Source organism: Acinetobacter baylyi DSM 14961 = CIP 107474 (assembly GCF_000368685.1).
Classification (GTDB): Bacteria; Pseudomonadota; Gammaproteobacteria; order Pseudomonadales; family Moraxellaceae; genus Acinetobacter; species Acinetobacter baylyi.
In genome coordinates this window covers 140,622-166,367 of record NZ_KB849628.1, presented here as the reverse complement: position 1 = coordinate 166,367, position 25,746 = coordinate 140,622, and the positions used below count along the sequence as shown (strand labels likewise).

Genomic DNA, 25,746 nt, shown 5'->3' with positions numbered 1-25,746 from the left:
CATCAGCATTTCATGCCCATACGCTGATGCGAATGGGCATGAATGAATGGTTAAGGCAATTGCAGTACGGCTTTGGCCAAAATATTACGCTGGATTTCGTTGGATCCACCAAAAATGGCAGGTGCACGTGAGTCTAGAAACAGATTCATCGCATCGACAGCACCTAAGCTGGTTTGAATATCATCGTTATAACGTGCTTCTTCACCTGCGAGGGCAAGCATTTCCTCTGTGATGCGCTGATAAAGCTCTGTCGCCACAATCTTGAGCACCGAAACATCTGCGCCTAACTCTCCACCATTTCGCAGTACCTTGGCATAACGTTCGTAACTTGAGCCGAGATCATAAACCTCAAGACGAAGCTGTGCATAGCGTGACAAAAAGGCTGAATCTTCAAAGGCGTTTTTACTTGCCGCCAACTTATCTAAACGCCCTAATGCAATTTCAGCGCGTGTAGGCGCCCCCAAGAAAATTCGCTCATGACCCAAAACTGATTTGGCAATCGTCCACCCCTGATTAAGCTCACCCACCAAATTTGCTTTAGGAACACGGACATTGTCAAAGAACACCTCACAAAAGTCTTCTTCTCCACGTAAATTGGCGATTGGTCGCACATCTACGCCAGGACTTGTCATATCGACCAGCAAGACCGAAATGCCACGCTGGGGTTTGGCTTCTCGATCGGTTCGAACCAGCAAAAATATCCAATTGGCACAGGTGGCCAATGTGGTCCAGATTTTTTGTCCATTGACGACAAACTCATCGCCCTCTAAAACCGCATGTGTGCGTAAGCTCGCCAGATCAGATCCAGCATTGGGTTCTGAATACCCCTGACACCACATATCCTCACCCGACAAAATACGTGGTAAAAAGTATTGCTTTTGCGCATCTGTTCCGTACTGCAACAGCAATGGGCCGGTTAATCCGATTCCATGGTCTGGGATACGAGGGCAACCAAGACGTCCCCATTCTTCGACATAAATCATGTGTTTGGCAGGATTTAAACCCATTCCACCGTATTCGACAGGCCATACTGGCGCAAGCCAACCTTTATTGGCCAAAGCCTGATACCATTCCTTTACCTCTTCATAAAGTGGACGCTGCTTGCGCATATACCGTAGCGATTCTGGGCAATTTTCAAGTACCCAATCTCTAAAAATCTGACGAAACTCGTCGTCTGATAATGCATTCCAGTTTGTCATTACACGCTATCCTTAAATACAGGTTGACGTTTTTCTAAAAACGCACGCATCGCCTCTTTAGAATCTTCGTGACGAGTCATTTCAACCGTGAGATTTTGCTCAAATCGATACCCCTCCTTGAGCCCCATGGTTTCGACCGTATTGATGGCACGTTTGGCCAGCTTCAATGCTGCTGGACTCTTACTGGCAATACTGTGCGCGATTGCCAATGCTTCTTCCATGAGTTGATCAGGCGTGGTACACGCCTCGATAATGCCGCGACGGTATAATTCTGCTGCTGTTACTCGATAGCCTGAAAGTACCATTCGACGTGTTAATGAATGTGGAAATAAGCGCATGGTATGACGCACCCCACCCATTAGCCCAATATCAATTTCAGGCAAACCAAATACAGCATTTTCTGAGGCCAGAATAATGTCTGAACACAGTACCAAGCCCAATCCAGCACCTAAAGCAGGACCATTGACAGCGGCAATGACGGGCTTGTTCGATTCCATAATACAAAAGCCGACTTCACGGGTACGGCGCAAATGTCGATAGGTTTCTCCTGGAATCTCTCCGACATTGCCGCGTGATTTGATATCTGCACCGGCAGAAAAAACTTTGCCCTGCCCCGTTAGTACAATCACACGCACTTCGGGCGTATCATTTAACTCATCAAATACGCTGATGAGCTCTTCAACAAACTCGCGAGACTGGGCATTGACGGGTGGATTATTGAGCGTAACCACCGCCACATGCTGAGAGATTTCGGTTTTAATTAATTGATTTAGCATATTGTATTCCTTTATTGCAGCGCCTAGGCGGCACGTTCCATTTCGATAAACTGAAGTCTTAAGCTTTCTGCATCGCCCAGCGAGGCCGCCAGATTGACTGCACGTTTGAGATATAAACCAATGTCGCATTCGTCGGTAAATCCCATAGCACCAAATAAATGGACGGCTTGGCGAGCAATTATGGTGGCTGCATCACTACAACGAATTTTGGCGGCCAGAATCGCCATATGGGCTTTGGTCTTGTCTTCTAAATTTAAGCATTCAATCGCGTTGTCAATGCTTGCACATGCAAATTCAGCCTTGGTCCACATATCGACTAAACGATGTTGAATCGCTTGAAAGCTGGCAATCGGTTTGCCAAATTGAACTCGTTGTTGGGTATATTCACTGGTCATTGAAAATGCACCGCTGGCCAATCCAGCCAGTTCTGCTGACACTGCTAACCGTGCAGCATTGAGCGCATTCTGAGCAATTAGATTCAGATCTCCTGCCGCTAAAATCTGTTCAGCGACAATATTGAAGTGTTCAAAATGTAGCGCAGATAAACAAGTACCATCTACAGCAGGGCGATCACGTTTCATTTGAGCAACACGCTCTGCGGGAATACTGAGCAGATACTGCTGCGTATGATCATGCGCCAAAAGCAGATAGTCAGTCACTAAGCCTGCTGCCTCTAGGTGTTCACATACACCATTTAAAACCAGCGCATTCGCCTGAGTCGTCAGCTTCAGTATGCTGTTCACACTCGAGACGACACACACCGTGCCATCGATTAATCCTGACACCAACCGATCACGCTCTTGACTCGGTACGAGCTGTGCCAAGATTGAACTGCTTTGAACCGATGCAGTGACCATAGGCGAAACGATCAAGGCCTCGCCTAATGCATGACTGATCACGACCTGTTCACGCAAACTTAAACCAGCACCGCCCATCGCTTCAGGTAATAACAACCCAATCCATCCAGCATCTACCATGGCTTGCCACTGTCGACGATTCGCAGCCCCATTCGCCTCTCGAATTTGTCTTAAACCTTTAGGGCCGGGAAATTGCTGTGCGAAGCTATGGACACTCTCTTGCAACATACCCAATACGCCGTCGCTATCTTCAATCATTAACTTTGACATTATTCGCTTCCTTTAATACGTCTTCATGATCGGTCTGAACTGAAGACAAAATCCTTAAACTGTTCGCGTAACACATTTTTTTGTAATTTTCCGGTCGCCGTGTGTGGCAGTGATTGAACAAACACCACATCATCTGGAAGCCACCATTTAGCTACCCGTTTTGACAGAAAATGAATCAATTCCTGTTCATCGATTTGCATATCTGGGCGTTTAATTGCCACCAGTAAAGGCCGTTCTTGCCATTTACTGTGGTTTAACCCGATCACCGCAGCTTCCTGAATGGCAGGGTGCGCCACAGCTGTATTTTCTAAATCGATCGAACTGATCCACTCGCCCCCTGACTTAATGACATCTTTAGATCGGTCGGTAATTTGTAAATATCCCTCTGCCGAAATACAAGCAATATCTCCCGTACTGAACCAGCCATGGGCATCGAGTATGTTTTGTTCATCCGCCTTAAAATAGGCACTCACAATCCAAGGCCCACGTACTTGTAAATGTCCAGCACTCACGCCATCACGTGCTAAAACTTGCCCGTGATCATCGATCACCCGAATCTCAACTCCGTAAATGGCACGTCCCTGTTTGGACTGTATGTCAAAACGTTCACTTTGCTCTAATGCCATATGTTCGGGTAGCAGATTTCCAATAGTCCCCATAGGGCTGGTCTCGGTCATGCCCCATGCCTGAATGGTGGTGGCATTTAAATTGTTTTGAATCCGGTCAATCAATGCACGTGGTGTGGCTGATCCGCCCATTACAATCCGATTGATATTGAGCTGTTTTGTTTTTTCAGGATGATGCTCAAGATAATCCATGACACTGAGCCATACCGTTGGTACACCAATCGACATGGTGCATTGTTCTTGTGCGGCCAATTCGCACAAACTGGCTGCATCAATTTGCGCAGCAGGGAAACAGACCTTAGCTCCACACATTGCCGCCGCATAAGGAAAGCCCCATGCATTTACATGAAACATAGGAACTGCGAGCAATACACAATCTTTTCTCGATAGCTGTAATCCATCGACGGTACATACAGTAAAAGCATGCAATAAAGTTGATCGATGACTGTATAACACCCCTTTAGGATTACCCGTCGTTCCAGAGGTATAACACAAGGAGGCTGCCTGAGTTTCTGCAAATTCAGGCCACTCGAATTCATCATTTTGCTCACGAAGCAACTGCTCGTAACTTAAACAGTTTGGAATGTTTTGTGGTAGCTGATCGATATCGCATAAGGCAATAAAAGCTCGTACATGTTTGAGCTTAGGCAATAACGGCTCAAGTAAAGTACTAAAGGTAATATCGAAAAACAGTACTGTATCTTCGGCATGTTGAATAATGTATTCAATTTGATCTGCAAACAGACGTGGATTAATGGTGTGTAAAACAGCTCCCATTCCTGGTACAGCAAAATATAATTCTTGATGTCGATAGGTATTCCACGCCAAAGTTCCAACCCGATCTCCAGACTCAATACCCAGTGCAAGCAATGCCTTCGCCAATTGCTTAGCGCGTTTACGTAGCGTAGCGTAATTGGTGCGATGTATCGTGCCCTCACAAGTTCTAGACACAATCTGTACTTCAGGATGATTTAATCCCGCATGTTCGATTAAAGTCGAGATTAAAAGTTGTTTATTTTGCATTAATCCTTGCATTTCTGAGACTCCATGTACACTTCAACCTCTTATTTAAAACCCAATAAAGTTTCATTAATTTTTAAGATTTTCTTATTTACAGCATGCAATCCAAGGTATTTTATGTCAATTTTTTATTAAATTTCACAATCAATATCACGTATATGATTTTAACTAAAAATCAAATGTATACAACCCTCAATGCTTAAATATATTATAAAAATTTATTATTTTTAGATAATAAAAAACCTCACGATTCTTGATTTAAAATCGTGAGTTATATTTAAACATTAATTTAAAAATTTTCTTATTCTTTAAAATAACAACGTAGTGTTGTTGAAGGTAATTCTCTGAATTTTTGTTTATATAAGCGAATAAAAGTACCCAGATTTAAATACCCAGAAGCATACGCAATTTCAGCTATACTTTTGCCTCCCCCCGCGTTAAGTAATTCCTCGCGTACCATTTCTAGGCGTAAGTCACGAATGAATAAACTGGGTGAGATATTTCGATACTTGCGAAATCCACTACTGAGTGTACGAATACTGACATTGGCATAAGCAGCAATTTCTTCAATTTTAAGCGGTGACTGCCGAATATTGTTGCGAATATATTGCTCGGCTAGCTTGATGTATTTGGGTGTAATACACATAGACTGACGGAGTTTATCTTCTTCGAGTTTGATCCATGTACTTAAAATATAGCTTGAAATCTCTTGTTGAGTTTGCTCCTCTACTGTTGTATCTAAAGGCGATTGTAGCAAAGGAGTTGATGAGGTATTTGCTTCTATAATACTCAGCGCACGCTGCGTATCGATTTGCAAACGATAGTAATGTGAGGTTTGAACAGCATATTCTTTGGTATTAGAAGAGCATTCATGCTGACGAAGATGTACTTGTTGCTGTTCATCGACCAATGGTCGATTGGCGGAAATTTCCAGATTGATCTGATTCATTTCTGTCATCCTTGATACTCAATTTGTCCGATTAGACGTATAGCATTTGGTCCATCTTTCCCGATGGCCGTTTAATCTAACAAAATAGTGTTTTTATCGTTTTGACTGGATGTATTGACGACTTCATCCATCCGACAACAGTAATAACTGTGTCTGAAAATCATATTACGTTCAGGAATTTTTAAGTAAAAGAGCTTGTGCTCAAATCGTCCGATATTCACATATGTGAAAATTCAGTGCATTTATTGCACAATTTATCCATTTGATTAAATTAAAGAAAATAACTTCAAAGGACATGTGTTATATGGACATTCAACCTGAAAAAATTCAGGAATTACTCGATAAAATCGCAATTCAAGACTGTCTTTATCTTTACTGTAAAGGGATCGATAATGCCGACGAGGCAGCATTGCGTGCATCTTACTGGCCCGATGCCACAGACTGCCACGGTGCTTATACAGGTAGTGCGACCGGGTTTATCACCTATGCCATGCAGGCACTCCCGCATTTTGAAGTGAGCATCCATCAGATTACCAATATTCTGATTGATTATCATGTCGATTTTGCTCATGTAGAGTCTAAATTTAGTGCTGTACAACGATCACCCAATGCCAATGGAGAAATGCAAGAAGTGATGCTTTGGGGACGTTATGCCGATTATTTTGAAAAAAGAGACGGTGAATGGCGCGTGTCAAAGCGTACCGTAATTTATGATTGGGTAAGTGAACAATCCACAATGCGGATTGATAAAGCGAAACATTTTGGAAGTAGAACACCAATTGGTGGGCAGTGGCCAGATGATCCGATTTATCATGTATTTTAATTCAAAATAAAAAAGCTGAAGTCGTCTTCAGCTTTTTTATTTAAACGTTTTTGTATTATTCAAGCGATTGCTGAGTAACGAGAGCAACAGGCTGCTCCACTTTTTTCTTGCTTGTCGTCAAAAAGCCGATTGAGATTGCAGCAATCAAAGCGGGAACGCTAATCAGTACAAAGTTCATCAAATGCGGTAGATTCAATACCAGCAGCATACCAGCCAGAATTGGCCCCATGATGGCACCTGTACGACCAATTGCAGAGGCCCAGCCAATGCCTGTTGAATTTGCCACCAGTGGATAAAACTGTGCCACATAACTATAAAGTAAAATCGAAGCGCCTTGAATGGATGCACCTGCCACCGCAACCAAGGTATACAGAATAATGGCTGATGTGTTAAAACCCAGCGCAATCAGTGACAGAGCCGCAATACAGAACAAACTAATCACCACTGGTTTGATCTTAAATTTATCTGCCAACATACCGCTGGTTGTTCCGCCAATAATTCCACCCACATTCATCGCTAACAAAAACAGAATGCTTTTGCCCAATGGATAGCCAGCATTGTACATCAGCTTTGGTAACCAACTGCTGAGCGCATAAACCACCAATAAGCACATAAAAAATGCGATCCAGAATTTAAGTGTTCCTGCGGCGCGTCCCTCTTGAAATAAAACTCGACGTGATCCATAGGCTTTTTCTAAAGATTCATTTAAAACCAGCTTGGTGTGCTGGCTTACAAGAACCGTTGGATCGACTTTTGCAATTAATGCGTGTGCCTTTTCGGTATTGTTCTTTTTGACATTAAACACCAGTGACTCGGGCAAATACTTCCATATGATCGGAATAAACAACAAGGGAATACCCGCCAATATAAACATAATTTGCCAGCCAAAGCGCTCAACCAGAATTGAACCGACCAATGCTGAAATTATGGCGCCCACCGCATATCCACACGACATGATACTGACCATCGTGACACGCGATTTTTTGGGAGAATATTCAGAAGTCAGTGCCACTACATTCGGCATGGCGCCGCCAATTCCCAGTCCAGCCAGAAATCTTAAAATGGCAAATTCGGTTGGGGTGGATGCAAAACTACCCAATAATGTAAACGTGCTGAGAAAAAATACACACAGCAGCAGCACACGCTTTCGACCAAACTTGTCTGCCAAAATACCACAACTTAATGCACCCACCAGCATGCCACACATGGCGGTACTGGCCAGCATACCAGCTTGAACTGAAGTGAGTGACCATTGCTCCATAAGCCGAGGTAAAACCACGCCATAGATCACCAGATCGTAACCATCACAGATATTAATGAGAGTGCACCAAAACACCACACTCAAATGAAATTTTGAAAATTTTGCCTGATTGAGCAGATCGTTAATATTTAAACTCATTGTTGACATTTTTCACCTCCAATGTGAAAACATTTGGGACGCTTTATCATGTGCAAATAGGGTTTTGTCTTGTTTTTCATCAATTTTTATATGCTAGATTTTGATGCTACATTCCCCTATACGCAGTTCATATTTAAAATAATTTTACAAATCTAAAGTTCACACGCAGATTTTCTTTAAAGCCGTTTTCGACTTCAATGTCACGGCCTGTATAGACAATAAAATTAGTGGTTTTGGTTGGCGAATAACTGGTGCCTACCCAAAATTTTGATTGTTTGGTTCCATCGGTTTTTAAACCATTTTTTTCGATATTGCCAAAATCTGCGTAAGACAGCGCTGCACGCAAATCCCAATTGTCCTTGAGAAAGTAACGAGCATTGGTCTGAATTTGAAAGCCATTATCTTGCTCAAGTTTGCCACCTGATGCTAAATCGTTGTTGGTGCTGTAGAAAGTGGTATCACCAATGATTTCCCATGCGACTTTGGGTAGAATTCTGCGCGTAAAACTCAGTTGGGCAATGTATTTATAACGGTTTTCACCGACATTCAGACTCTTATTTCGATCATAATCCCCTGTAGGGACAGTCAAATATTGAGTAAACATGGCCGAACCTTTTATCGCATCATTACGATAAAAATATAATCCTTGTGCAAAACACAAATCGCCCAAGCCCTGGTCAGAGCCTAAACTTGCAATATCTTCTTTGGCTTCTATTTTTGAGAAAGGAACAATCAACTGTGTGGTCATTGGAATATTGAGGAAGTTATAATAATGACCAAATCGAAACAACATCACATCACTGACGAGTTTTTGATCTCCCGCAACTTCCTTATCTCCTACATACAACTTATCCCGTTCTGCATGTTGATAATAATAAGCAAAGAAATTTGTACCTGCTGGCACGGGACCAATCCCACCAGCATCAGCATCTAAGGCATGGCTGCTTCCAATCGAATTAAAAAATAAAAACGCGAAACACGAATACTTAAACATTGTTTTCATTAAATCATCCCTAAAAAATTAAACTGACATCACTCCATGGCTGTGAATCGCTGAAAAACCAAAAGGTATTTTTCACGCAGATTTTGTCTGATTTAACTCTATCGGGCTTGTTACTTTTTTTCTTATCAAAAATGGCACCGAATTTTTAAATTCGGCAATTATTTTAAAGGTATATCGTATTATTCGGTTTCATTTTCTAAGTTTAAGGCATCCACAAAATTGGTCACTATTTAGACATCAATACCAATATTGTTGACACATCAACAATATTGGTATTTAATAAGTTTTCGGATGAATTTTAAACGCATAGGAGATGCTCATGATTGGTGAAAACTCAAAAATCTAAACTTAAGTCACTAAATTAAATAATTTTTTATTTTCATCTTTTAAAAGATGGATAAGGATTTTTATTGCTCTAGAAAAGCTAGATAACAGGATTATCTCCAAACATCGGATGGTTTGGATTGTACAAGGAATAAACAATGCATATTCATTTAAAACGCTCTGCATCAATGGCTATAGCTAGCCTTTCATTACTGATAGTATCAGGTAATACTTTGGCAGCACCAAATGGCAACCCTACCTTACCTGGCGGTACCACACAATTTTTTATTGCAGAATTTCCTCCAGTTACTGGAAATTATCTACAAATCATTTCTAGTTATTCTACCGCAGATCAATTTAATGATCAGAGTGGCAATAAAAAATATGATCAAGATCTCAAAGTGGCTGCACAAACTTTAAGGCTTACAACCACTTGGGACAAAAAAATCTTAGGGTCTGATATTACGATATCTGAGATTATTGGAACTTATGTTGACTTAAAAAATCAAATTGATACCCCATATGGAGATGTCAAACTTAATGATGATGGACTCTCCGATGTTTTGTTTGAGCCATTAATTCTTCAATGGAATAGAGGTCAACAAAAACAATGGCAAATGGTTGCTGGTTTAGGTTTTGTTTTACCCATCGGCACGTATAGTAAAAGCCACGATGTTAATGTTTCAGGGCATTATTTCTCAATCGCTCCGCGTCTAGCACTTAAATACAAATTTGATAATGGAATTGAGGCTGCGATCAGTCCCATGTTTAATTTTAACTGGAAAAATTCTGATTCTCATTATAAGACAGGTAATGAACTCACTGTCGATTACTTGCTTGTTTACCATAGCAATAACTGGCGTTTTGGAGCCACAGGATATTACTACACTCAATTTGAAAATGATGAATTAGATGGGCAAGAAATTAAGGATTCAAAAACACAATCATTTTCTATTGGGCCTGCTATCCAATATCAATTTATGAATGGAAAAGGTCCATTAGTCAGTGCGAGCTGGATTAAAGATGTAGAAGCAAAAAATAAATCTGAAGGGCAAACTTTCTGGTTAAGTGCAGCGATCAAATTTTAAAGAAATCAATATCTTCACAGGTGATAAATTATGGAAAATTTTCTTAAAGATCGAAAATATATTGACCTCTCTGTTACTTTAGAAAATAACCCCTATACCGACCCGCCTCCTTTACTCCCTAAAATTGAATATATGGATCATCAAGAAGGTTGGCCCGAAATGGAGGCCATGTTTCCTGGACTAGCATTAAAAGATTTACCAGGTGAAGAAGCCTGGGCAGCAGAACGATTAGTGATTACCACACATAGTGGGACACATATGGATGCGCCCTGGCATTATAGTTCTACAACCGATGGTGGAAAACCAGCTTATGGAATAGACGAGTTACCTTTAGACTGGTGTTTTCGACCCGGTGTCAAACTGGATTTCCGGAATAAACCAGATGGGCATGTAGTTTCGGCAACTGAGATACAGCAAGAATTAAATAGAATTGGATATACGCTGAATCCTTTAGATATTGTACTTATTAATACCTCAGCTGGGGCTTATTTTGGTCAACCCGAATATTTAGCTAAGGGCTGCGGAATTGGTCGTGAAGCGACTTTATGGATGCTAGAACAAGGTGTTCGTGTTGTTGGTACAGATGCATGGAGTTGGGATGCACCTTTTAAATATACCAAGGAAAGATTTGCTGAAACAAAAGATGCCTCTATTATTTGGGAGGGACATAAAGCTGGTCGAGATATTGGCTATGGACAGATGGAAAAATTGGCAAATCTTGAAAGCCTACCCGACTACGGATTTTTAGTATCATGTTTTCCTTATAAAATTAAACATGCATCTGCTGGTTTTGTGCGCGCAGTTGCAATTTTATAAAGCTTATAAAAAAGATAAATGTTAAGGATATATTTTTCTACAAAGTTAAATATATCCTTAATTTGTTGATTCTGTATAATTTCATACTCTCCTCTATATCAACGATCATCGAATGCAAAAAATTAATATTGACCGTCATGCCACTGCACAAATCAACATGTTGGCAAACAAGCTTATGTTGAAATCAAGTACTGCTTATACACAAAAATTTGGTATTGGAATGACCGAATGGCGAATCATTTCAGTGCTATCCAGTGCTTCTGATTGTTCCGTACAAAAAATTAGTGATATTTTGGGATTAGATAAAGCAGCAGTGAGTCGCACAGTTAAGAAACTTGAAGAGAAAAAATATATTGAAGTTAACGGACATTCTGAAGATAAACGAACCTATGCTATTAATTTAACTGAAATGGGTCAAGAGCTTTATGAGGTTGCTTCAGATTTTGCAATTGAGAGAGAAAAACAACTTCTTGAAGAGTTTGAAGAAGCTGAAAAAGATCAGCTATTCATTTTATTAAAAAAACTGCGTAACAAAGTTGATCAAATGTAAAATAAATTGCCTTAGCCATTTTATTTGCAATAATGATGAATTCTGATCACAGAATTATCGATATTTGATCTCAGCTAAATTTTTTTCAGTTTAAATATGTTTCCCATCAAGTCATGTTTATAATGGGTTTGGCTAATATTATAAAACGCTTCCGATTCAGGTATTATTAACGAAATCGATAGAGTGAGCTTGATTCTATTTTTTGTAGTTTTTAATGCCTTTATACTGCTTACAGCATCACTAACAATTAAAAAATTTATGCATTCTGGAAAATAAGGACTAAAGCGGTACATTTTATGCATTAACTCTAGTGATCGCTTTAGTCCTTTTTTATCAGGTATTAACTACAATTTAGATTAATTTATATATTGTTTTATTTCCAAGATGTTTAGAAACCTTAAAAATAAAAGTATCTCCACAATAACTAATTTTATTATTTATTGATTTTACTTAAACTCGTCATTATAAAAAATGAGCCAGTGTTAACAAGGAATAAACTTTGTTTTAATAGCCCCAAATATTGATTTTTTACTTTTATCGAAGACATTAATCTCAACAGTTTCACCATATTGAATAAACTCACTCTTCGCCGCACCGTGCTCAATGACGTCCAAGGCAATTTTTTCGGCCAGACAAGCGGAACCAGTATGTTGTGCATCCTTATTTGATACAGTACCTGACCCAATAATAGTCCCAGCCTTAATATTGCGGTTATAAATTAGATGGGAAATAAGATCACTAAAGGAGTAATTCATCTCGTTTCCGTTTGGTGCTCCAAACCACTGATCATTTCGCTTGACTTCAATATTCAGCGCTATTTTTTCATTTTTCCAAGCTTTCCCAAGCTCATCAGGTGTTACTGCAACTGGCGCAAAAATCGTGGCGGTTTTTGCTTGAATAAAACCAAATCCCATTTTTATTTCACGATTTAAAATTGCCCGCATGCTCACATCATTTAAAATCATGACTAATTTGATACTAGATTTAATTTTATCTTTGGAACTTCCCATTGGAATATCTGTTACAGCCACTGCAAATTCTGCTTCGAAATCGCATAAATCTTTTGTAGAAGGAAAAGCATAATTCTCAAGGCCTGAACGAAAGTCATCACTTTGGCGTTGTATTAAAATCGGAATCCCTTCAGGTTCTTCATTTTTAATTTTGTAGGCTTCTTTCATAATTTTGCCATGATTTAAAAAAGCTGAGCCATCTACAAACTGAAAACAGCGCGGTAACGGTGCTAAAGTATTTTGAAGATCAAATACAAATCCATCTTTATCAGGATTATCATTGAATAATTCATAAGCTTCATAGAGCTTATTTTCTAGCTCGTTCCATTGTTCTAATAATTGCAACATATTTTGTGCAAATTCTGGAATAGATCTGGCAAATCTTAAATCGCGGCTTACAAAAACTAATTGGCCGTCACGAGTCCCATTTTTTATTGTGGCAAACTTCATATTTCACCTCTATATTATTGCAAAAATTTAGCCCAAAGCTCTCGACTCTTCTTTGGGCTAGTTTTAAGTATTAGGCCTTAAGTGGCTGTGTCAAAATTTCAAATGCTTTAGAGGCAAGTTCTTTATGTTCGACAGATGAACCATTACTCATTTCAATTTCACCTAGACGAGTCGAGACATCGATCACCATTTTTGCTCGATCAAAATGTCGTGCTTGATAGTGAGTCAAAGCATGTTCTAAGGGTTGATCTTTTGCTAATTCTTCACTTAAAAGTATCGCCCCCTCAATTGCGAGGCCTGCACCTGAAGCAAGATGTGGCGTCGTTGCATGTACTGCATCACCCAATAAAACAACACGACCTTTATGCCAAGATTCTTTGACCAGTAAGGTATGTAATGGACGGTAAAGAATATCTTCCGCTTTAATTTTTCCTTGATCGATATCAGCTTTTACTTCTTGAACAACGCTACCAAATTCGGCTAATAAATTGGAGAGTTTTGCAGGCCATAAATGCGGTTCAATAAAATCATCATTCTCACGATGATCTAGTACGCACATATAACTTTGTGAATCACTAATTGGACTAAAGGAAGCTTTAAGCGTTTTACCAATCAGCATTGAAAAGTTATCAAAATATTTTGGTGCAATAATTCGCCATGCCCCTTGGTGGGTAAAGGTACTTTCAGCAAGTTCGGGAAAGACAAGATGGCGTATTTTTGAATGTATACCATCTGCTCCGATCACTAAGTCAAATTGTTGTTCATGGCCATTGGTGAATAGGATCTTGATGGAATCTTGGTTATTTTCCAATTTATCGACAGTAGTACCTAAAATAACGTTTACACCTAACTCACGTAATTTATTTTCCAGCACTTCTGCAAATTTGGTACGTATCACACCAATACTATTTGCAACCAGATCTTCCGCACCAACTGCTGGCTTAATTGGTGTTTCCGCAACCTTATGTCCATCTGACGTGTACATATCAAATTGTGAAAACTGTCCAGACACTTCAAATAACTGTTGCACTACCCCAATTTCTTTAAGTGCGCGAAGTGTTGCTGCACTTAAGGTAATACCAGCGCCTATTGGCTTGAGCGTATCTTTAATTTCAATTAAAGATACGTTTTTTCCAAGCTTCTTGAGTTGGATGGCTGCACACATGCCACCTATGCCACCACCAACAATGGCAATATCTACGATCCCTGTCATCTTGTTTCTCCAGTTTACTTTGAAGTTTTTCCGTTTAAATGTTCTGCCAACCAATCTGCAATATACGCTCCAGCATTCAGTGGATTATCAATTGAACTGTGTTCAACCCCTCCCATTTCATCATCAATCACTAATAACTCTTTGTCTGGCGAGTTAATTAGTTGATCATAGGTTTCATAAGCATACTTCAATGGAATCTGACGATCTTTTTCACCATGCGTCACTAAAAAAGGCACCTTAATGCGGTCAAGCACTCCATTGAGGTGCATATTCTCTGCAATTTCAAAAAACTCTTTCTGATCTTGAGCGCCAAATACCCATTCCACATGTTTCCAATAATGTGGAACTGGATTTTCGCCTTCTCGTTTTAGACGCGCGTGTTGAACTGCTCGCCAATCATGGTTTGCACCCCAAATTGCTGCACAACAAAAACGTGGCTCAAAAGCAACCGCTCGCGGGCAATAATATCCACCTAAAGAAATACCAAAAGCAGCAATACGATGTTGATCAATTTCTGGTTGTTCACATAACCAGTCTACAATTGGAGAAGCCCAAATTTCAGAGTTATAGACAGCACGCAGATCTTGTAAGCGAATCGCCTCTCCTGTACCCGGTTGGTCAACCATGAGGACCGATATACCCCGTTCTACGAGTTCATCCGCTAAGGGGCAGTAAGACATCAGCTCTTTAGTAGAATCAAGCCCATTCATCATGACAACAATAGCTTGCTTTTCGTCTGTCGTTTTCCCTTTTGCATAAATCGCACTGAGATGGCTATTTTGATAAGGAATTTCTACTCGCTTAACATCATCTTTTTTATATTTTCGGTATAGCTCAGCTAACTCTAAATAGCGTTTATATACTTTTAAACGTTCAGGATGCCCCTGTTCTTGCATGCGCTCTGCAATTAAATAATATAGGGCAGCACGATAATATTTCTTTGCGGCAGACAATTCTCTGTTTTTCTCAAGATCCTGTTCAGCCATCTTAATGAGCTTATCAGCGCCGCCAATCCATGCATGCAAAAATTCAACCGTTCCAACGTCTGCATCATCAGAGGACTTGTCTAATAATGGACGACAAAACTCATCAATTTCACCGATACTTCCACCATGCGTTGCTGCAATAACGGTGGACATACTCCACACATAGTTTTTTGGAAAATAAATAAACATAACAAGCCTCTTAATCCTTTAAATTAGTTAAATATTTTGATTCAACATAAATCTCACCATTTATTTCATCATGTTGAATCTTCCTTAATTTTTTGCCTTTACATGGGCCTGCAAAACATTCTCCAGAAACTTTGTCAAAATGTGCAGAATGTGCATAACAAACAATATGTTTTCCATCAGCTGATAAAAACTTATCTTTTTGATATTCCAGTGCACGATGGTTATGCGGGCAATCATTTACCCATAACACCACTTCTGTTTCTGTCATGACCAAAAAAAGCTGATCATTTACGCCGTCCAATGAAATTCCTTTTGCACTGTTCAGACTAAGTTCCGAAGTTTTTGCGATAAAAATCTTTTGATTTGACATTATTCTCCTGGTGACCATTTTTTACGTTGATCAAATAAGAATACTTGTGAGGTATCACTTCCCATTGGCATCGCGCGTGGTGTCCAATTGTCATCATGCAAGTCCATATCCGCGTCAAACTCCATTGTTCCGCCAAATGGACTATTGAAATACCAAAAGAAGTTACTGCCCATGATATGACGGCCAGGTCCCCAGAAACTCTTATATCCTTTCTGAGCAAATTCCCATCCATTTCTTAAAACCTCGTAACCTGATCCAAAGTGGAAAGTAAAATGATTGACTCCAACCATATGTGGGTTAAAGCTTTGGATTAGAAATAAAGAATGGTGTTCATTTAAACCGGCTGGACGCATAAAGGGGCCAATATTGATAAAACGGTCAGTCGTGATAAATCCGAGTCGATCTGCATAAAAAGCTTCAGCCTTTTTATGATCTGGAACGAAATAAACCACATGAGAAAGAGATCGTGGTGTTTTGCTATGACCTTCCAGTAATACGCCACATTCATTCATGGCTCGTCCAGGTTCTTGACCTGGTACATTTATCCCAACATGTGGGGCAACTATTTTACGTTTACGTGTAATGCGAAATGCGATTGCAAACCCACTATCATCAAAAGAATGAATGGTTCCTTCTTGATCAACATTCACCTCTCTATCTTTGGAAAGTTCTGCTGCAATGCGGTCTAATTCAGTTTGATCAGCTACGCCGTACACTGTTTCACGGATATTCGGTGCTGGTGCATTCGCTTTAGGGAGTGATGGATCGGTATCTAATTTGAAAACGACAGTACCTCCATCTAAAGCTTGGTAAGTTCCTCCACGTTCATTTTTTTCAACAAGATTTAAACCGTAATCAAGCAAGTATTGATGACAGGCATCTAAGTCTAATACTCCAAAGACCAGACTTTCTAAGCCAAGAATGTTCATGCATTCAACTCCATTTGAGAAACTTCAAACTAAAAACTCAAAGGCTTCTAATTCATCTGAAATTATTAAAATACAGATTTAGTTGATGTGTCAACAATTATTGTTGACACATCAACATATTTTATTTTATCTTTTATTCAGCGTATTTTTTATCCACTCATACAAAGATGAATGAATAAAAAATCTAGTCTTTAAAGGGATGATTTAAAGGAAAAAGGATGATGCATAAAATCGAAAGTAAGCGAGGAATGCTTGCGCTCATGACCTCTCACTGTGCAGGTATGGTTGACTTGGTTGCCTTACCAGTCTGGATAGGCACACTCATAGCAAATTATCATTTTGGTTTTCAACAAGCTGGTGGCTTAGTCACCCTATTTTTAGTGGGGGCCATGCTAGCAAGCTTAATATTTGCCCCTATTTTTAACCGTTTTAATCCTAAGTGGCCTGTTATTATTGGATTTCTTTCTGCCTGTTTTGCTTTTTACCTAGCCTCTAAAAATACTCAGTTCTCAGTATTGGCAATATTACATCTGATCGGTGGTTTCTCTGCTGGCCTCGCTTTGAGCTTTACTCATGGCACCATGGGCAGAAGTCTAAATCCGCATAGATTATTTGGATTTGCTGGTCTGGCGCTTGGTATTTTCGCGATTTTATTTTTAGCAGGTTCTTTGAATTTAATCAGAAATTTTGGCGGTGCCACACTATTTCTGATACTGGCCTCAATTATGGCGATTGCTGCTTGTGTTGCGTTTTTATTCTATCCTCAAGTCAATAAAAAGCAGGAAAATATTCAATTCGAAACGTACCATCGCCCTAAATTCTCAAAATACATTTGGTGTTGTATTTTTGGGATATCTTTATTGGCCATGACCAACTCTATGAATGTCAGCTTTTATGAACGAATTGGAATTGCACGTGGTTTTGGAGAAAGTTCTGTCGCACTCACATTAATCATTTATGGCATTGTTTCAATTTTTCCAGCGCCGATCGCGGCTTTCACTCAAAAGTATTTTAATCCACTTATCGTTATTTGTATTGGCCCTGTCTTTCAAGCCATATTCTCATTGGTCCTTACCCATAGCCACAATTATGTTCTTTATACATTGGCAGGCTCGTGTATGGTTTTCACTATTTTATTTACACATACTTATGCTTTTGGTTTACTCGCAAGACTTGAACCAACAGGACGAGCAGTTGCTGGAACGCCGGCAATGTTAATGTTTGGTGCAGCCCTAGGGCCAATTGTGGCGGGTACTTTAGTTCAATATATTAACTTTGAAGCGATTGGGATCATGGGGTGTATTTTGGTTCTTGGTCAATTGATTTTATTTAATATTGTTAGATCCAATTACACTCATAAAGGCTTACCCCAAAATGCATAACTTTTAAAAGATTAATGTAAATCTTGTTGAAGCGATAAAAAGCCTTCTTTATAGAGGGCTTTATTAATAAATTATTATTAACTTTCAATGATTTATATAAAATATTAACTTCGTTTCTTTCATTCACCAATTATGATTCAATACTTAACTTAGGGGTCGACCGCGTTGATATGTCTTATAAAAATAATAAAATCCTATCGATCTCAATAAAATAAATAGAAAATCATTTCAAAGCCCCATAATCAAATCATGTTAAATTAGGCACTTGAAAAGAACGGCACATGATACACGATACACGACTAATGATGACGAATATGTTTTCTGATAACCCTCAAATTAGAGTGGTCTCTACATTTTCTGAACTGGTAGATACAAATTTTCAAGGAGACATGAATGCTCTTTGTTGGTATAGACGTCTAGTTGGAGATTTTAAAGAAATTGTGACGAAACTTCATTTAAAAGAAAATGTTACAGAAGTATCCGTTGAAGATCTTTTGGCACTACAACTTTTGCAAAAAGGATGTTTCGCAAGAGATATTATCCTTAAAGACATCCAGTTACTGAACGAGTTTGGTGCATTGCCCTCTCTTAATTTACTTAAAAACTACGAGCGAGATGATTTATTAGATTTTATTTCAACAGATGTATACTCCTATCATGTTGATCGCTCACCTATCGAAACAGATACTTTTTTATGTACTTATTATGGGCCTGCAAGTGATATTTTGCCCAATAATCAGGTTGAACAGAAAATTCTGATCCCCGAAATTAGAGAAAAACTCAAAGAACTACATGATGATTCAGAAGATGACTTTGAAAAGTTTCTAGAAGAGAATTTTTTTGATCTGCATTATCAGCCTAAACTTGATGCACAACCTGTAAACTTGGGCTTAGGACATCTCTGGCGCTTGGCAGTAGACCATCCCACGCAACAAGTTTTACCATGTGTACATCGAGCACCTGTTGAACATAAAGATGAATATAGATTGCTATTGATTTGTTAGTCCTTATGCTTTGTCATCTACTGATTTAATGATTTTTCTTACAATATGCTGATGTGTTGGCACAAGACCTGCTTTTAATCCAAGTGGCTTAAAAACTTTATCTAGCACAGACTGCGTCAGTTTTCCTTTATCTTGTTCGATATCTGTGAGTGTTCGGCGGCTGATACCCACCAAAGTTGCATACTGTTCTTGGGACAAGCCCAGAATATTTTTTCTTAAATGTGTTAATAATTGCCCAAGCGTTATTTCACTCAATAAATATTGTTGATAGAGATCAATAAGAACTTGCTGACGATCTTGGTTCTGAGTTCCTTTATTCATAGAAGTTCCCATCGTTTTAATTTATCTTCAATATAGTCGAATGACAGTACTGGCATTTCTATAATCTGTTGAGGAATTCCTCTGTCAATTAATCGCTGTTTTAATCCAATCAGTTTATTTGCTAATTTTCTTAATGTGGCCAAAGAAAGTTGGGGATCACACCAATGCTCAAGTTGTTCTGTAATTTTAACCCAACGATATTCTCCTCCTTCTTCGTATGGACTTCCCCAAGTAGTTGATCGAATAATCTGCTCTGGATCAGCTTTCATCGGTGCAAAATCATATATAGGTGCAAGTACAATTTTCCCCGATTTCTTTAAAAATGATGTATTTCGGCCATGATTATCTGAATTCCCGAAAATAATATTGAGTAAATCTCTTTGTAACCATTCACAAATAAAATCACTCGAATTAAATGTAGGATCAAAAGAACCTAAAATATGACAAAGATTTTCAATTACATCAAAATGATTGAGATGACTACCTGATGGTTGATCTAATATAGAATAGACGGACTCTAGTCCGTAGCGATGCCATTGTTGCCCATGCCATTTTGTATCGAATCTGGGTAGCCATAAGGATGGATATTTCTTACCTTCAATAAGCTTCATATCTTTCGTGTCAATTGTATTAAAACCAAGTTGATGAAGCTCATGGTAATAGTAATATTCAGCTCTTAGGATATTACAGTCAATTTCACTACGATTATTTCTAGGAAATTTAACCAGATAATGTTGATCTGGCTGATTAAAACTTTGTTGATAGGTATCAATCCAAACATTTTGATCTTGTGAATAACGAATGAGGAGCTTTGGTGCTTCCCCACCTGCACCCGTTGCACCGCCACTAATTGCACCCATTTGCTGTGCATATTCAAGAAAATCAATATGACGATCTGTGACGTCTACTGTACTAAAATAACGTAGATGTAAGGTTGATTCAGGATTGATTGGCGGTATAGCTTCTTTGATTCGTAAATTCCCTACAGGCGCAATCCCTCCCTTTTCCAGTAAGATACTGTCTTGTTCTGCATTTGATAGGCGCTGTAAGCCTAGGTAATTCACCCAATAACGTCGTGCAGCACCTGAAGGGATGATGTCATCTAGAAAACCAAACCATGTATTTGATTCGTGCTTAATGAGTATTTGTACAGGAAGTGAGATGCTGCATGCATATTCATCTCTTTTATCCATATTCTGAATAGCATAGTCTAAGTTATATTCAAGCTCACTTGCACTCGCGGCACCAAGCTCAGGCTTGAGTAATGTAATGTCTGCAATATCCTGCCAATTTGCATTAAGTAATGCTTGTATGGTTAATTTTTTCATTCATCATGATGAGCAATTATTTTCTCAAAAATATCATAGATCTTAATAAATGTGAATATTTTTGCTCATAATATTGTTTTAATAGTTTTTTTGCGCAAATATTTTCTCAATAGCAATATTATTCAATCAGAATTAATCAAAATATCTATTTTTATAAATAAGCTACGAGCCGTTTGGAAAAAGTAAGAGAATTCAGTCGCTAATGATGTTGGATACGATGACTCAATCTAAAATCAAAAACATTACATTTTGCATCTAAAAGTAGCTATAAAACTATTTGCTGACTCTGCATTATTTTATTTGATAAAACAAATAACGATTAAAAAATCAAGGAAGAAGACGATGAGTAAAACAGAGCGAGATAAAATTAAGGTCGAAATGGAGATAGATCCGCATTTAAGCTGGCAGGAAAAACTTGCTGTTGAAGAACAGGAAAAACTTTCGCCACGTTTGGTCTATGAGATTATCCGCCGTGATGGTGTAGAAGAATTGAGTCGCCCAACCTCAACCCTTATATTTTCAGGGATCACGGCTGGTCTTGTGATGAGTTTTAGCTTTGTATTTAAAGCCGTGATTGCATCTTACCTGCCTATAGATGCAGTCTGGACAGATCTTATTACCAACATTGGTTATACCATTGGATTCCTCATCGCTATTTTGGGGCATTTACAGCTTTTTACCGAAAATACCATCACCACAGTGATTCCCCTGTTTAAACCTTTCAGTTTAGATAAACTCAAAGCTGTGGCTAGACTCTGGAGCATTGTAATCCTGACTAATATTTTTGGTACTGCATTATCTAGTCTCTTCTTTCTTACAACTGATTTGTTTAGTCCTGAAGTCGATCATGCTTTAGATGAAATAGCTCATCATGTTGCCTCTTTTACGGCTTGGGAAAATTTCTTAAAAGGCGTGCTTTCTGGGCTGTTGATCGCTGCTTTAGTTTGGATGCTGCCTTCAGTCAACAATAAAATTTTGTTGATCTTTATGATCACCTATTTGATTGGTTTAGGTGATTTTACGCATGTTGTCGTGGGCTCTGTAGAAGTTGCTTATCTGGTTTGGCAAGGACAAACCTCTCTAAGCGAGTATTTTTTCCAATTTTTAGTACCAACAACACTAGGCAATATTATAGGCGGTACAGGCATATTTACTTTACTTATATATGGGCAGGTCAATCAGGAGCTTGAAGAATAACCATGCCAGATTATCCCAAAGGATCATTTAACACCAATTACAAAAGTATGTTATATGATTTTTCAGATTCTTGATGAAATAAAGTCCAATCATCAATTGGACTTTTTAGGATTAACAACGAAAATTTATTCCTCTTCTAGCTCAATAGGATCACCATCTTCAGGGCGAATATGACGTTCACCATCATCTGCTGGATCTACACTTGAACCATCTTTGGTAATCGGATTATATAATTCATCCTCTTTTTTATCATCGATAAACTCTTCATCGCCAAAATCCATCGGCTCATTATCATCATCAAAATCTAAAGGTTTTTCTTCATCAATCATGGCAAATTATCACTTCTAATCATATAGAAATATCATGCTCAAATATTTACATGTTTTATTCAACAGCAAGCATTGACTATTTATGTAACCAGGCACAATGTACCTTTCGCATTTTTAGATATGAGCTGAGCATCGCTTAGCCTAATTTTTTAAAAAGCCTTTTTCAATGATTGGTTTCATTAATTGACTGCCAGTAAGTGTAAGATGATCATCATCAAAATAATATGGACGCTTGTCCGCTGAACTGATCTGACACACAGGTGTACAAAAAGTTTGAACGACCGATAAAGTCTGAAAATTAGGATATTTAGCTTCGAGTTGCTTCGTCTGCTGTATCAATGCCTGATTACGTTTAAGGTAATCTTGGTCGGAGATATGAGAACTGCGTCCATAATAAAGTGTGGCTGGGATTGATTTGTAATAATAATTGCCATGTTCATAGACTGGAACAGGCATGATTAGACTTAAGCGAATCTGGTGTTGATTAGCCAATTCAGCTAGTCGGTCTAGTTTTTTAGGATTTAAGGTATCCACTTTATAATGAATAAAAATCCACTTCGCTTTACGCTTTAAGGCTTCTTGAATGATCTGTTCTGGCGGTAAAATATCACGTGTCATGGGATCATTGACTGCAAATAAATAGGTATTGAATCCATGCTTTACTGCAATATCGGAAAAGACATTTTTAATTGAATCTGAATGGCTGTTTCCCAGTAATATAATGGATCGTTTTTGCTCCACCGCATTAATACGACAGGTTAATGTTTTAGGATGAATAATAGGAAAAAATAGCCCGCATCGATACACAGAGCGATCCGTTAAACCAGAAAATATGTTCTTTTCGATTTGAGAATACTGGGTTTGATAAATGACTTTCGAGCAACCGATCAACCCAAGTACAGAAATACACCCAATCATATAAACTTTGAATATGTGATGATATTTTCGCGTTTCGACCAATTTGTACAACGCAAAGGATAAGATCATGATCAATATCAAGAGTGTAATTTGCTCCTGAATATTTGCTGGATGCATGATGGTCCCTGAGAAAGGCTTGTATAAGTACAAAACAATCACAGGAAAATGCACCAAATAAATAGAATAAGAGTATTTGCCAAGATTGACAAAAAGCTTACCTAGCATTGAATCCGCTAAAAACTTGGGTAAGCCAAACACCAGAATGATAGCGGTGGCCAAGCAAACTAATAGTGCAAAAAAACTTGGATGTGCTTCGATACGGTTAAAACTGTTACCGTTGACATGCATAAAGGGAATTGCAACCAGCAAACATAGAGCAATTAATCCGATCCAGGATTTTTTGTATTTTAGATTACCTTGCTCTGTAAAGTACTTGGCAACCATAAAACCAATCAAGAATTCCCAAAGCCGAAGCGGCATCATAAAAAAAGAAGTTTTTGGTGAGATGCCCACTTCATAAATACATAAACCCAATGAGATAAGCGTTGTTATTAGAAGCAAAGCGCGATTTTTATTAAAAAACCAAACCAATAAAGGCACAAACAGATAAAACTGTATTTCGACACCCAGCGACCAAAGATGCAGTAACGGTTTAAAATTGCTTTTGTCGAAATAGGTGTTGAGCGTCCAAAAACTTAGATTATTGGCAAAAAATAGACTAAAAAAAGCCTGCTTTTCGACTTGCATCATTTCTGATGGAAGCAACAGCACTATTGATGCCAACAGCGTACCAATCACCACAGCAAAATAGCTTGGCAGCAAGCGCTTTGCACGACGTTTAAAAAAGTCGTGTACATTGCCTGTTTTATACAACACGGCCATTAAAAAACCGCTAATCACAAAAAAGATATCGACACCAAGAAAACCACTGGCCAATTGAGAAAACTCAAGATGAAACAGCACCACGAGGCTAACAGCGATGCCCCTCAAAATCTGGATATCATTTCTAAATTGCATAGCGGGAGATACAGGAAAATGTGCGCTATATAGTATTGAATCGAAATAATTTTGGCTATGCTTTTTCCCATCTTTGCAGCACTATTTACAATGGACTCATGGCAATCAAAGGCCTCATTTCAGCTTTAAATCACACAATTATTATTACTTTTTTTCATTGATAAATTTGACCAGCAGAGCCTTCTAAGTTTTTCAGTTTAGGTTCTCTTAGACGTAAGCGTCCATTTTTATTCGGAATTCCAACCTCAAAGGGTTGATTGAGTGTGCTAAATTTTGTTTCATAATCTTCTCTTAACATTTGATCTTGTTCTTATCTATAATTCCAACTTAAATAAGCCAATCCTGCCAGAAATGCGATAAAGATACTTGTTCCTAGGAACCAACCTAGAAACAAAATAAGTTTTTCAGCCGAAGTAAACACTAATGGTGAAAGATGGCGTTGTTTCCCTGTTGAGTCATAAGGGTCATTACTATCAATCTGACATTCTTTTTCAATATGGGTAGGCCATTGAGGTATTTTTGAAAAATATACTCCCAAGCGTCTTAATAAAATGAGTGAGAATAAAGGAAAAGCAACTGTTGCTATTCCATTATCTCGTTCAGCAGGGCGGGTTTGCTGGATGATTTCTTCACCATCAAACTGCATATAAACTCGTTCAAAGCTCTCTTTAAAAGTTTCTTTCCTGTTATAAACATCAAAAAACTCTGGAATAGCCGCATCTATACTTTTTAGATCATCGCCTTGCATATAAGCTTTAAAGAATGCCAAATGGTGATCGACCAATTCTTTTCCATATATTTTTGTAATAAAAGGAAAAATTATTTCTTCTTCTACAATATTATCCTCATTTACTAAACTTGCTCTTAACTCGATATCAAACCGTCCTTCTTGTACAGCAGAAAAACGTAAATCCTGCCAGTTTAGCTCAATGATTTTTTGTTGTTGAGGTGAAAAAGCATATACTTTCTGGGTCTTACGGTTAAAACGGATTGGGTAATGCGTATAACCAAACAAGTCATACTTCGCCATTTTATAATTCGAGTAAACTAAATAAACCAAACCAATCGTTAGGCACGAAATTATGGCAATACTCCAATAAACTTGTTTAAAATACAGGCTATATATAGCAAATAAAAACATAGAAATCGCAAAAAATAATGCGGCCCACATTGGAAGTGCTAATGCTGTTGCGCGTCCACGAATAAACTCCCAGCTATCCATGACCTCCACAAAAGTAGAATTAAAACGAATAACCTGACGATGGGGATAAAGCTGATCCGTTTTCAGGTTTTTTATATCAATCTCCCTTAAACGTAAACGTCCGTTTTTATTGGGAGTCCCAATTTCAAAGGGTTGATTGAGTGTCGTAAACTTGTTTTCGTAGTCTTCTCTTAACATCTGA

General features: G+C 38.6%; 25 protein-coding genes. 7 read left to right on the top strand and 18 right to left on the bottom strand.

Annotated features, from left to right (window positions below):
• Nucleotides 1–50: 50 nt before the first annotated feature.
• The 5 genes from F952_RS10175 to F952_RS10155 all read right to left on the bottom strand — a co-directional run bounded on the left by F952_RS10175 (nucleotide 51) and on the right by F952_RS10155 (nucleotide 5,697).
• On the bottom strand, nucleotides 51–1,199 hold the full coding sequence (locus tag F952_RS10175; RefSeq protein ID WP_004926957.1) for an acyl-CoA dehydrogenase family protein: 1,149 nt from the start codon (nucleotides 1,197–1,199) through the stop codon (nucleotides 51–53).
• On the bottom strand, nucleotides 1,199–1,975 hold the full coding sequence (locus F952_RS10170) for an enoyl-CoA hydratase/isomerase family protein (protein ID WP_004926951.1): 777 nt from the start codon (nucleotides 1,973–1,975) through the stop codon (nucleotides 1,199–1,201). The genes F952_RS10175 and F952_RS10170 overlap by 1 nt, the downstream gene beginning before the upstream one ends.
• A 23-nt stretch (nucleotides 1,976–1,998) precedes the next feature.
• The gene (locus F952_RS10165) at nucleotides 1,999–3,102 is read right to left on the bottom strand and encodes an acyl-CoA dehydrogenase family protein (RefSeq protein WP_004926947.1); all 1,104 of its coding nucleotides are present in this window, start codon (nucleotides 3,100–3,102) and stop codon (nucleotides 1,999–2,001) included.
• Between the two features lie 23 nt (nucleotides 3,103–3,125).
• Nucleotides 3,126–4,763 carry a long-chain-fatty-acid--CoA ligase gene (locus tag F952_RS10160; protein WP_004926944.1) on the bottom strand — a complete coding sequence of 546 codons (1,638 nt, stop codon included), beginning with the start codon at nucleotides 4,761–4,763 and terminating at the stop codon, nucleotides 3,126–3,128.
• Nucleotides 4,764–5,049: 286 nt separating this feature from the next.
• Complete coding sequence (locus F952_RS10155; RefSeq protein ID WP_004926941.1) at nucleotides 5,050–5,697, bottom strand: helix-turn-helix domain-containing protein; 648 nt, start codon at nucleotides 5,695–5,697, stop codon at nucleotides 5,050–5,052.
• Nucleotides 5,698–6,001: 304 nt separating this feature from the next.
• Between F952_RS10155 and F952_RS10150 the strand changes: the two genes are divergently transcribed.
• A complete protein-coding gene (locus F952_RS10150; protein ID WP_004926938.1) occupies nucleotides 6,002–6,520 on the top strand; it encodes a nuclear transport factor 2 family protein in 519 nt (172 codons plus the stop codon).
• 55 nt (nucleotides 6,521–6,575) lie between these two features.
• On the opposite strand, the gene F952_RS10145 is transcribed toward F952_RS10150, so the two are convergent.
• Nucleotides 6,576–7,928 (bottom strand): MFS transporter, encoded by a 1,353-nt coding sequence (locus F952_RS10145; RefSeq protein ID WP_004926934.1) that lies wholly within the window; start codon nucleotides 7,926–7,928, stop codon nucleotides 6,576–6,578.
• Between the two features lie 124 nt (nucleotides 7,929–8,052).
• Complete coding sequence (locus tag F952_RS10140) at nucleotides 8,053–8,922, bottom strand: transporter (protein ID WP_004926932.1); 870 nt, start codon at nucleotides 8,920–8,922, stop codon at nucleotides 8,053–8,055.
• Nucleotides 8,923–9,404: 482 nt separating this feature from the next.
• On the opposite strand from F952_RS10140, the gene F952_RS10135 reads away from it, so the two are divergent.
• From F952_RS10135 to F952_RS10125, 3 genes are all read left to right on the top strand, one after another.
• Nucleotides 9,405–10,334, top strand: coding sequence for a SphA family protein (locus F952_RS10135; RefSeq protein WP_004926929.1), 930 nt, complete (start codon nucleotides 9,405–9,407; stop codon nucleotides 10,332–10,334).
• Between the two features lie 30 nt (nucleotides 10,335–10,364).
• Nucleotides 10,365–11,150 (top strand): cyclase family protein, encoded by a 786-nt coding sequence (locus tag F952_RS10130; protein WP_004926927.1) that lies wholly within the window; start codon nucleotides 10,365–10,367, stop codon nucleotides 11,148–11,150.
• A gap of 112 nt (nucleotides 11,151–11,262) precedes the next feature.
• Entirely contained in the window at nucleotides 11,263–11,700 is a 438-nt protein-coding gene (locus tag F952_RS10125) for a MarR family winged helix-turn-helix transcriptional regulator (protein ID WP_004926925.1), read from the top strand.
• A 482-nt stretch (nucleotides 11,701–12,182) separates the two neighbouring features.
• On the opposite strand, the gene F952_RS10120 is transcribed toward F952_RS10125, so the two are convergent.
• The 5 genes from F952_RS10120 to F952_RS10100 all read right to left on the bottom strand — a co-directional run bounded on the left by F952_RS10120 (nucleotide 12,183) and on the right by F952_RS10100 (nucleotide 16,847).
• Nucleotides 12,183–13,160 carry a fumarylacetoacetate hydrolase family protein gene (locus F952_RS10120; RefSeq protein ID WP_004926922.1) on the bottom strand — a complete coding sequence of 326 codons (978 nt, stop codon included), beginning with the start codon at nucleotides 13,158–13,160 and terminating at the stop codon, nucleotides 12,183–12,185.
• A 70-nt stretch (nucleotides 13,161–13,230) separates the two neighbouring features.
• Nucleotides 13,231–14,373 (bottom strand): FAD-dependent oxidoreductase, encoded by a 1,143-nt coding sequence (locus F952_RS10115; RefSeq protein ID WP_004926920.1) that lies wholly within the window; start codon nucleotides 14,371–14,373, stop codon nucleotides 13,231–13,233.
• Between the two features lie 14 nt (nucleotides 14,374–14,387).
• Nucleotides 14,388–15,512 carry an alpha/beta hydrolase family protein gene (locus tag F952_RS10110; protein ID WP_228132660.1) on the bottom strand — a complete coding sequence of 375 codons (1,125 nt, stop codon included), beginning with the start codon at nucleotides 15,510–15,512 and terminating at the stop codon, nucleotides 14,388–14,390.
• Between the two features lie 46 nt (nucleotides 15,513–15,558).
• Entirely contained in the window at nucleotides 15,559–15,918 is a 360-nt protein-coding gene (locus F952_RS10105; protein ID WP_004926914.1) for a Rieske (2Fe-2S) protein, read from the bottom strand.
• Complete coding sequence (locus tag F952_RS10100) at nucleotides 15,918–16,847, bottom strand: VOC family protein (protein WP_004926911.1); 930 nt, start codon at nucleotides 16,845–16,847, stop codon at nucleotides 15,918–15,920. Before F952_RS10100 ends, F952_RS10105 begins: the two co-directional genes overlap by 1 nt.
• 221 nt (nucleotides 16,848–17,068) lie before the next feature.
• On the opposite strand from F952_RS10100, the gene F952_RS10095 reads away from it, so the two are divergent.
• Together F952_RS10095 and F952_RS10090 are read left to right on the top strand one after the other, a co-directional pair.
• Nucleotides 17,069–18,229 carry an MFS transporter gene (locus F952_RS10095; protein WP_004926909.1) on the top strand — a complete coding sequence of 387 codons (1,161 nt, stop codon included), beginning with the start codon at nucleotides 17,069–17,071 and terminating at the stop codon, nucleotides 18,227–18,229.
• A gap of 305 nt (nucleotides 18,230–18,534) precedes the next feature.
• Nucleotides 18,535–19,233: a DUF1826 domain-containing protein gene (locus F952_RS10090; RefSeq protein ID WP_034709884.1), complete on the top strand. Its 699-nt coding sequence runs from the start codon at nucleotides 18,535–18,537 to the stop codon at nucleotides 19,231–19,233.
• A gap of 3 nt (nucleotides 19,234–19,236) precedes the next feature.
• Here the strand turns inward: F952_RS10090 and F952_RS10085 are convergent, their stop codons facing one another.
• Together F952_RS10085 and F952_RS10080 are read right to left on the bottom strand one after the other, a co-directional pair.
• A complete protein-coding gene (locus F952_RS10085; protein ID WP_004926902.1) occupies nucleotides 19,237–19,554 on the bottom strand; it encodes a helix-turn-helix domain-containing protein in 318 nt (105 codons plus the stop codon).
• Nucleotides 19,551–20,882, bottom strand: coding sequence for a type II toxin-antitoxin system HipA family toxin (locus F952_RS10080; RefSeq protein ID WP_004926899.1), 1,332 nt, complete (start codon nucleotides 20,880–20,882; stop codon nucleotides 19,551–19,553). Before F952_RS10080 ends, F952_RS10085 begins: the two co-directional genes overlap by 4 nt.
• A 378-nt stretch (nucleotides 20,883–21,260) precedes the next feature.
• Here F952_RS10080 and F952_RS10075 point away from each other — a divergent pair, with 378 nt between their 5' ends.
• On the top strand, nucleotides 21,261–22,079 hold the full coding sequence (locus tag F952_RS10075; RefSeq protein ID WP_370458637.1) for a formate/nitrite transporter family protein: 819 nt from the start codon (nucleotides 21,261–21,263) through the stop codon (nucleotides 22,077–22,079).
• A gap of 125 nt (nucleotides 22,080–22,204) precedes the next feature.
• Here the strand turns inward: F952_RS10075 and F952_RS10070 are convergent, their stop codons facing one another.
• From F952_RS10070 to F952_RS10060, 4 genes are all read right to left on the bottom strand, one after another.
• Complete coding sequence (locus F952_RS10070) at nucleotides 22,205–22,408, bottom strand: hypothetical protein (protein WP_004926893.1); 204 nt, start codon at nucleotides 22,406–22,408, stop codon at nucleotides 22,205–22,207.
• Nucleotides 22,409–22,549: 141 nt separating this feature from the next.
• Nucleotides 22,550–24,343, bottom strand: a complete 1,794-nt coding sequence (locus tag F952_RS10065; protein ID WP_004926890.1) for an acyltransferase family protein — start codon at nucleotides 24,341–24,343, stop codon at nucleotides 22,550–22,552.
• A gap of 154 nt (nucleotides 24,344–24,497) precedes the next feature.
• The gene (locus F952_RS16940; RefSeq protein ID WP_004926887.1) at nucleotides 24,498–24,641 is read right to left on the bottom strand and encodes a hypothetical protein; all 144 of its coding nucleotides are present in this window, start codon (nucleotides 24,639–24,641) and stop codon (nucleotides 24,498–24,500) included.
• A 12-nt stretch (nucleotides 24,642–24,653) separates the two neighbouring features.
• Nucleotides 24,654–25,742, bottom strand: a complete 1,089-nt coding sequence (locus tag F952_RS10060; RefSeq protein ID WP_004926885.1) for a DUF6708 domain-containing protein — start codon at nucleotides 25,740–25,742, stop codon at nucleotides 24,654–24,656.
• Between the last annotated feature and the right edge of the window lie 4 nt (nucleotides 25,743–25,746).

Bases quoted from the DNA above. Each gene is read 5' to 3' on its own strand.
- F952_RS10155 (WP_004926941.1), bottom strand. From the start codon at position 5,697: ATGAATCAGATCAATCTGGAAATTTCCGCCAATCGACCATTGGTCGAT.
- F952_RS10135 (WP_004926929.1), top strand. From the start codon at position 9,405: ATGCATATTCATTTAAAACGCTCTGCATCAATGGCTATAGCTAGCCTT.
- F952_RS10090 (WP_034709884.1), top strand. From the start codon at position 18,535: ATGACGAATATGTTTTCTGATAACCCTCAAATTAGAGTGGTCTCTACA.
- F952_RS10175 (WP_004926957.1), bottom strand. From the start codon at position 1,199: ATGACAAACTGGAATGCATTATCAGACGACGAGTTTCGTCAGATTTTT.
- F952_RS10070 (WP_004926893.1), bottom strand. From the start codon at position 22,408: ATGATTGATGAAGAAAAACCTTTAGATTTTGATGATGATAATGAGCCG.
- F952_RS10145 (WP_004926934.1), bottom strand. From the start codon at position 7,928: ATGTCAACAATGAGTTTAAATATTAACGATCTGCTCAATCAGGCAAAA.
- F952_RS10105 (WP_004926914.1), bottom strand. From the start codon at position 15,918: ATGTCAAATCAAAAGATTTTTATCGCAAAAACTTCGGAACTTAGTCTG.
- F952_RS10110 (WP_228132660.1), bottom strand. From the start codon at position 15,512: ATGTCCACCGTTATTGCAGCAACGCATGGTGGAAGTATCGGTGAAATT.
- F952_RS10115 (WP_004926920.1), bottom strand. From the start codon at position 14,373: ATGACAGGGATCGTAGATATTGCCATTGTTGGTGGTGGCATAGGTGGC.
- F952_RS10160 (WP_004926944.1), bottom strand. From the start codon at position 4,763: ATGCAAGGATTAATGCAAAATAAACAACTTTTAATCTCGACTTTAATC.
- F952_RS10170 (WP_004926951.1), bottom strand. From the start codon at position 1,975: ATGCTAAATCAATTAATTAAAACCGAAATCTCTCAGCATGTGGCGGTG.
- F952_RS10085 (WP_004926902.1), bottom strand. From the start codon at position 19,554: ATGAATAAAGGAACTCAGAACCAAGATCGTCAGCAAGTTCTTATTGAT.
- F952_RS10060 (WP_004926885.1), bottom strand. From the start codon at position 25,742: ATGTTAAGAGAAGACTACGAAAACAAGTTTACGACACTCAATCAACCC.
- F952_RS10100 (WP_004926911.1), bottom strand. From the start codon at position 16,847: ATGAACATTCTTGGCTTAGAAAGTCTGGTCTTTGGAGTATTAGACTTA.
- F952_RS10075 (WP_370458637.1), top strand. From the start codon at position 21,261: ATGGAGATAGATCCGCATTTAAGCTGGCAGGAAAAACTTGCTGTTGAA.
- F952_RS16940 (WP_004926887.1), bottom strand. From the start codon at position 24,641: ATGTTAAGAGAAGATTATGAAACAAAATTTAGCACACTCAATCAACCC.
- F952_RS10125 (WP_004926925.1), top strand. From the start codon at position 11,263: ATGCAAAAAATTAATATTGACCGTCATGCCACTGCACAAATCAACATG.
- F952_RS10140 (WP_004926932.1), bottom strand. From the start codon at position 8,922: ATGAAAACAATGTTTAAGTATTCGTGTTTCGCGTTTTTATTTTTTAAT.
- F952_RS10130 (WP_004926927.1), top strand. From the start codon at position 10,365: ATGGAAAATTTTCTTAAAGATCGAAAATATATTGACCTCTCTGTTACT.
- F952_RS10120 (WP_004926922.1), bottom strand. From the start codon at position 13,160: ATGAAGTTTGCCACAATAAAAAATGGGACTCGTGACGGCCAATTAGTT.
- F952_RS10150 (WP_004926938.1), top strand. From the start codon at position 6,002: ATGGACATTCAACCTGAAAAAATTCAGGAATTACTCGATAAAATCGCA.
- F952_RS10065 (WP_004926890.1), bottom strand. From the start codon at position 24,343: ATGCAATTTAGAAATGATATCCAGATTTTGAGGGGCATCGCTGTTAGC.
- F952_RS10080 (WP_004926899.1), bottom strand. From the start codon at position 20,882: ATGAAAAAATTAACCATACAAGCATTACTTAATGCAAATTGGCAGGAT.
- F952_RS10165 (WP_004926947.1), bottom strand. From the start codon at position 3,102: ATGTCAAAGTTAATGATTGAAGATAGCGACGGCGTATTGGGTATGTTG.
- F952_RS10095 (WP_004926909.1), top strand. From the start codon at position 17,069: ATGCATAAAATCGAAAGTAAGCGAGGAATGCTTGCGCTCATGACCTCT.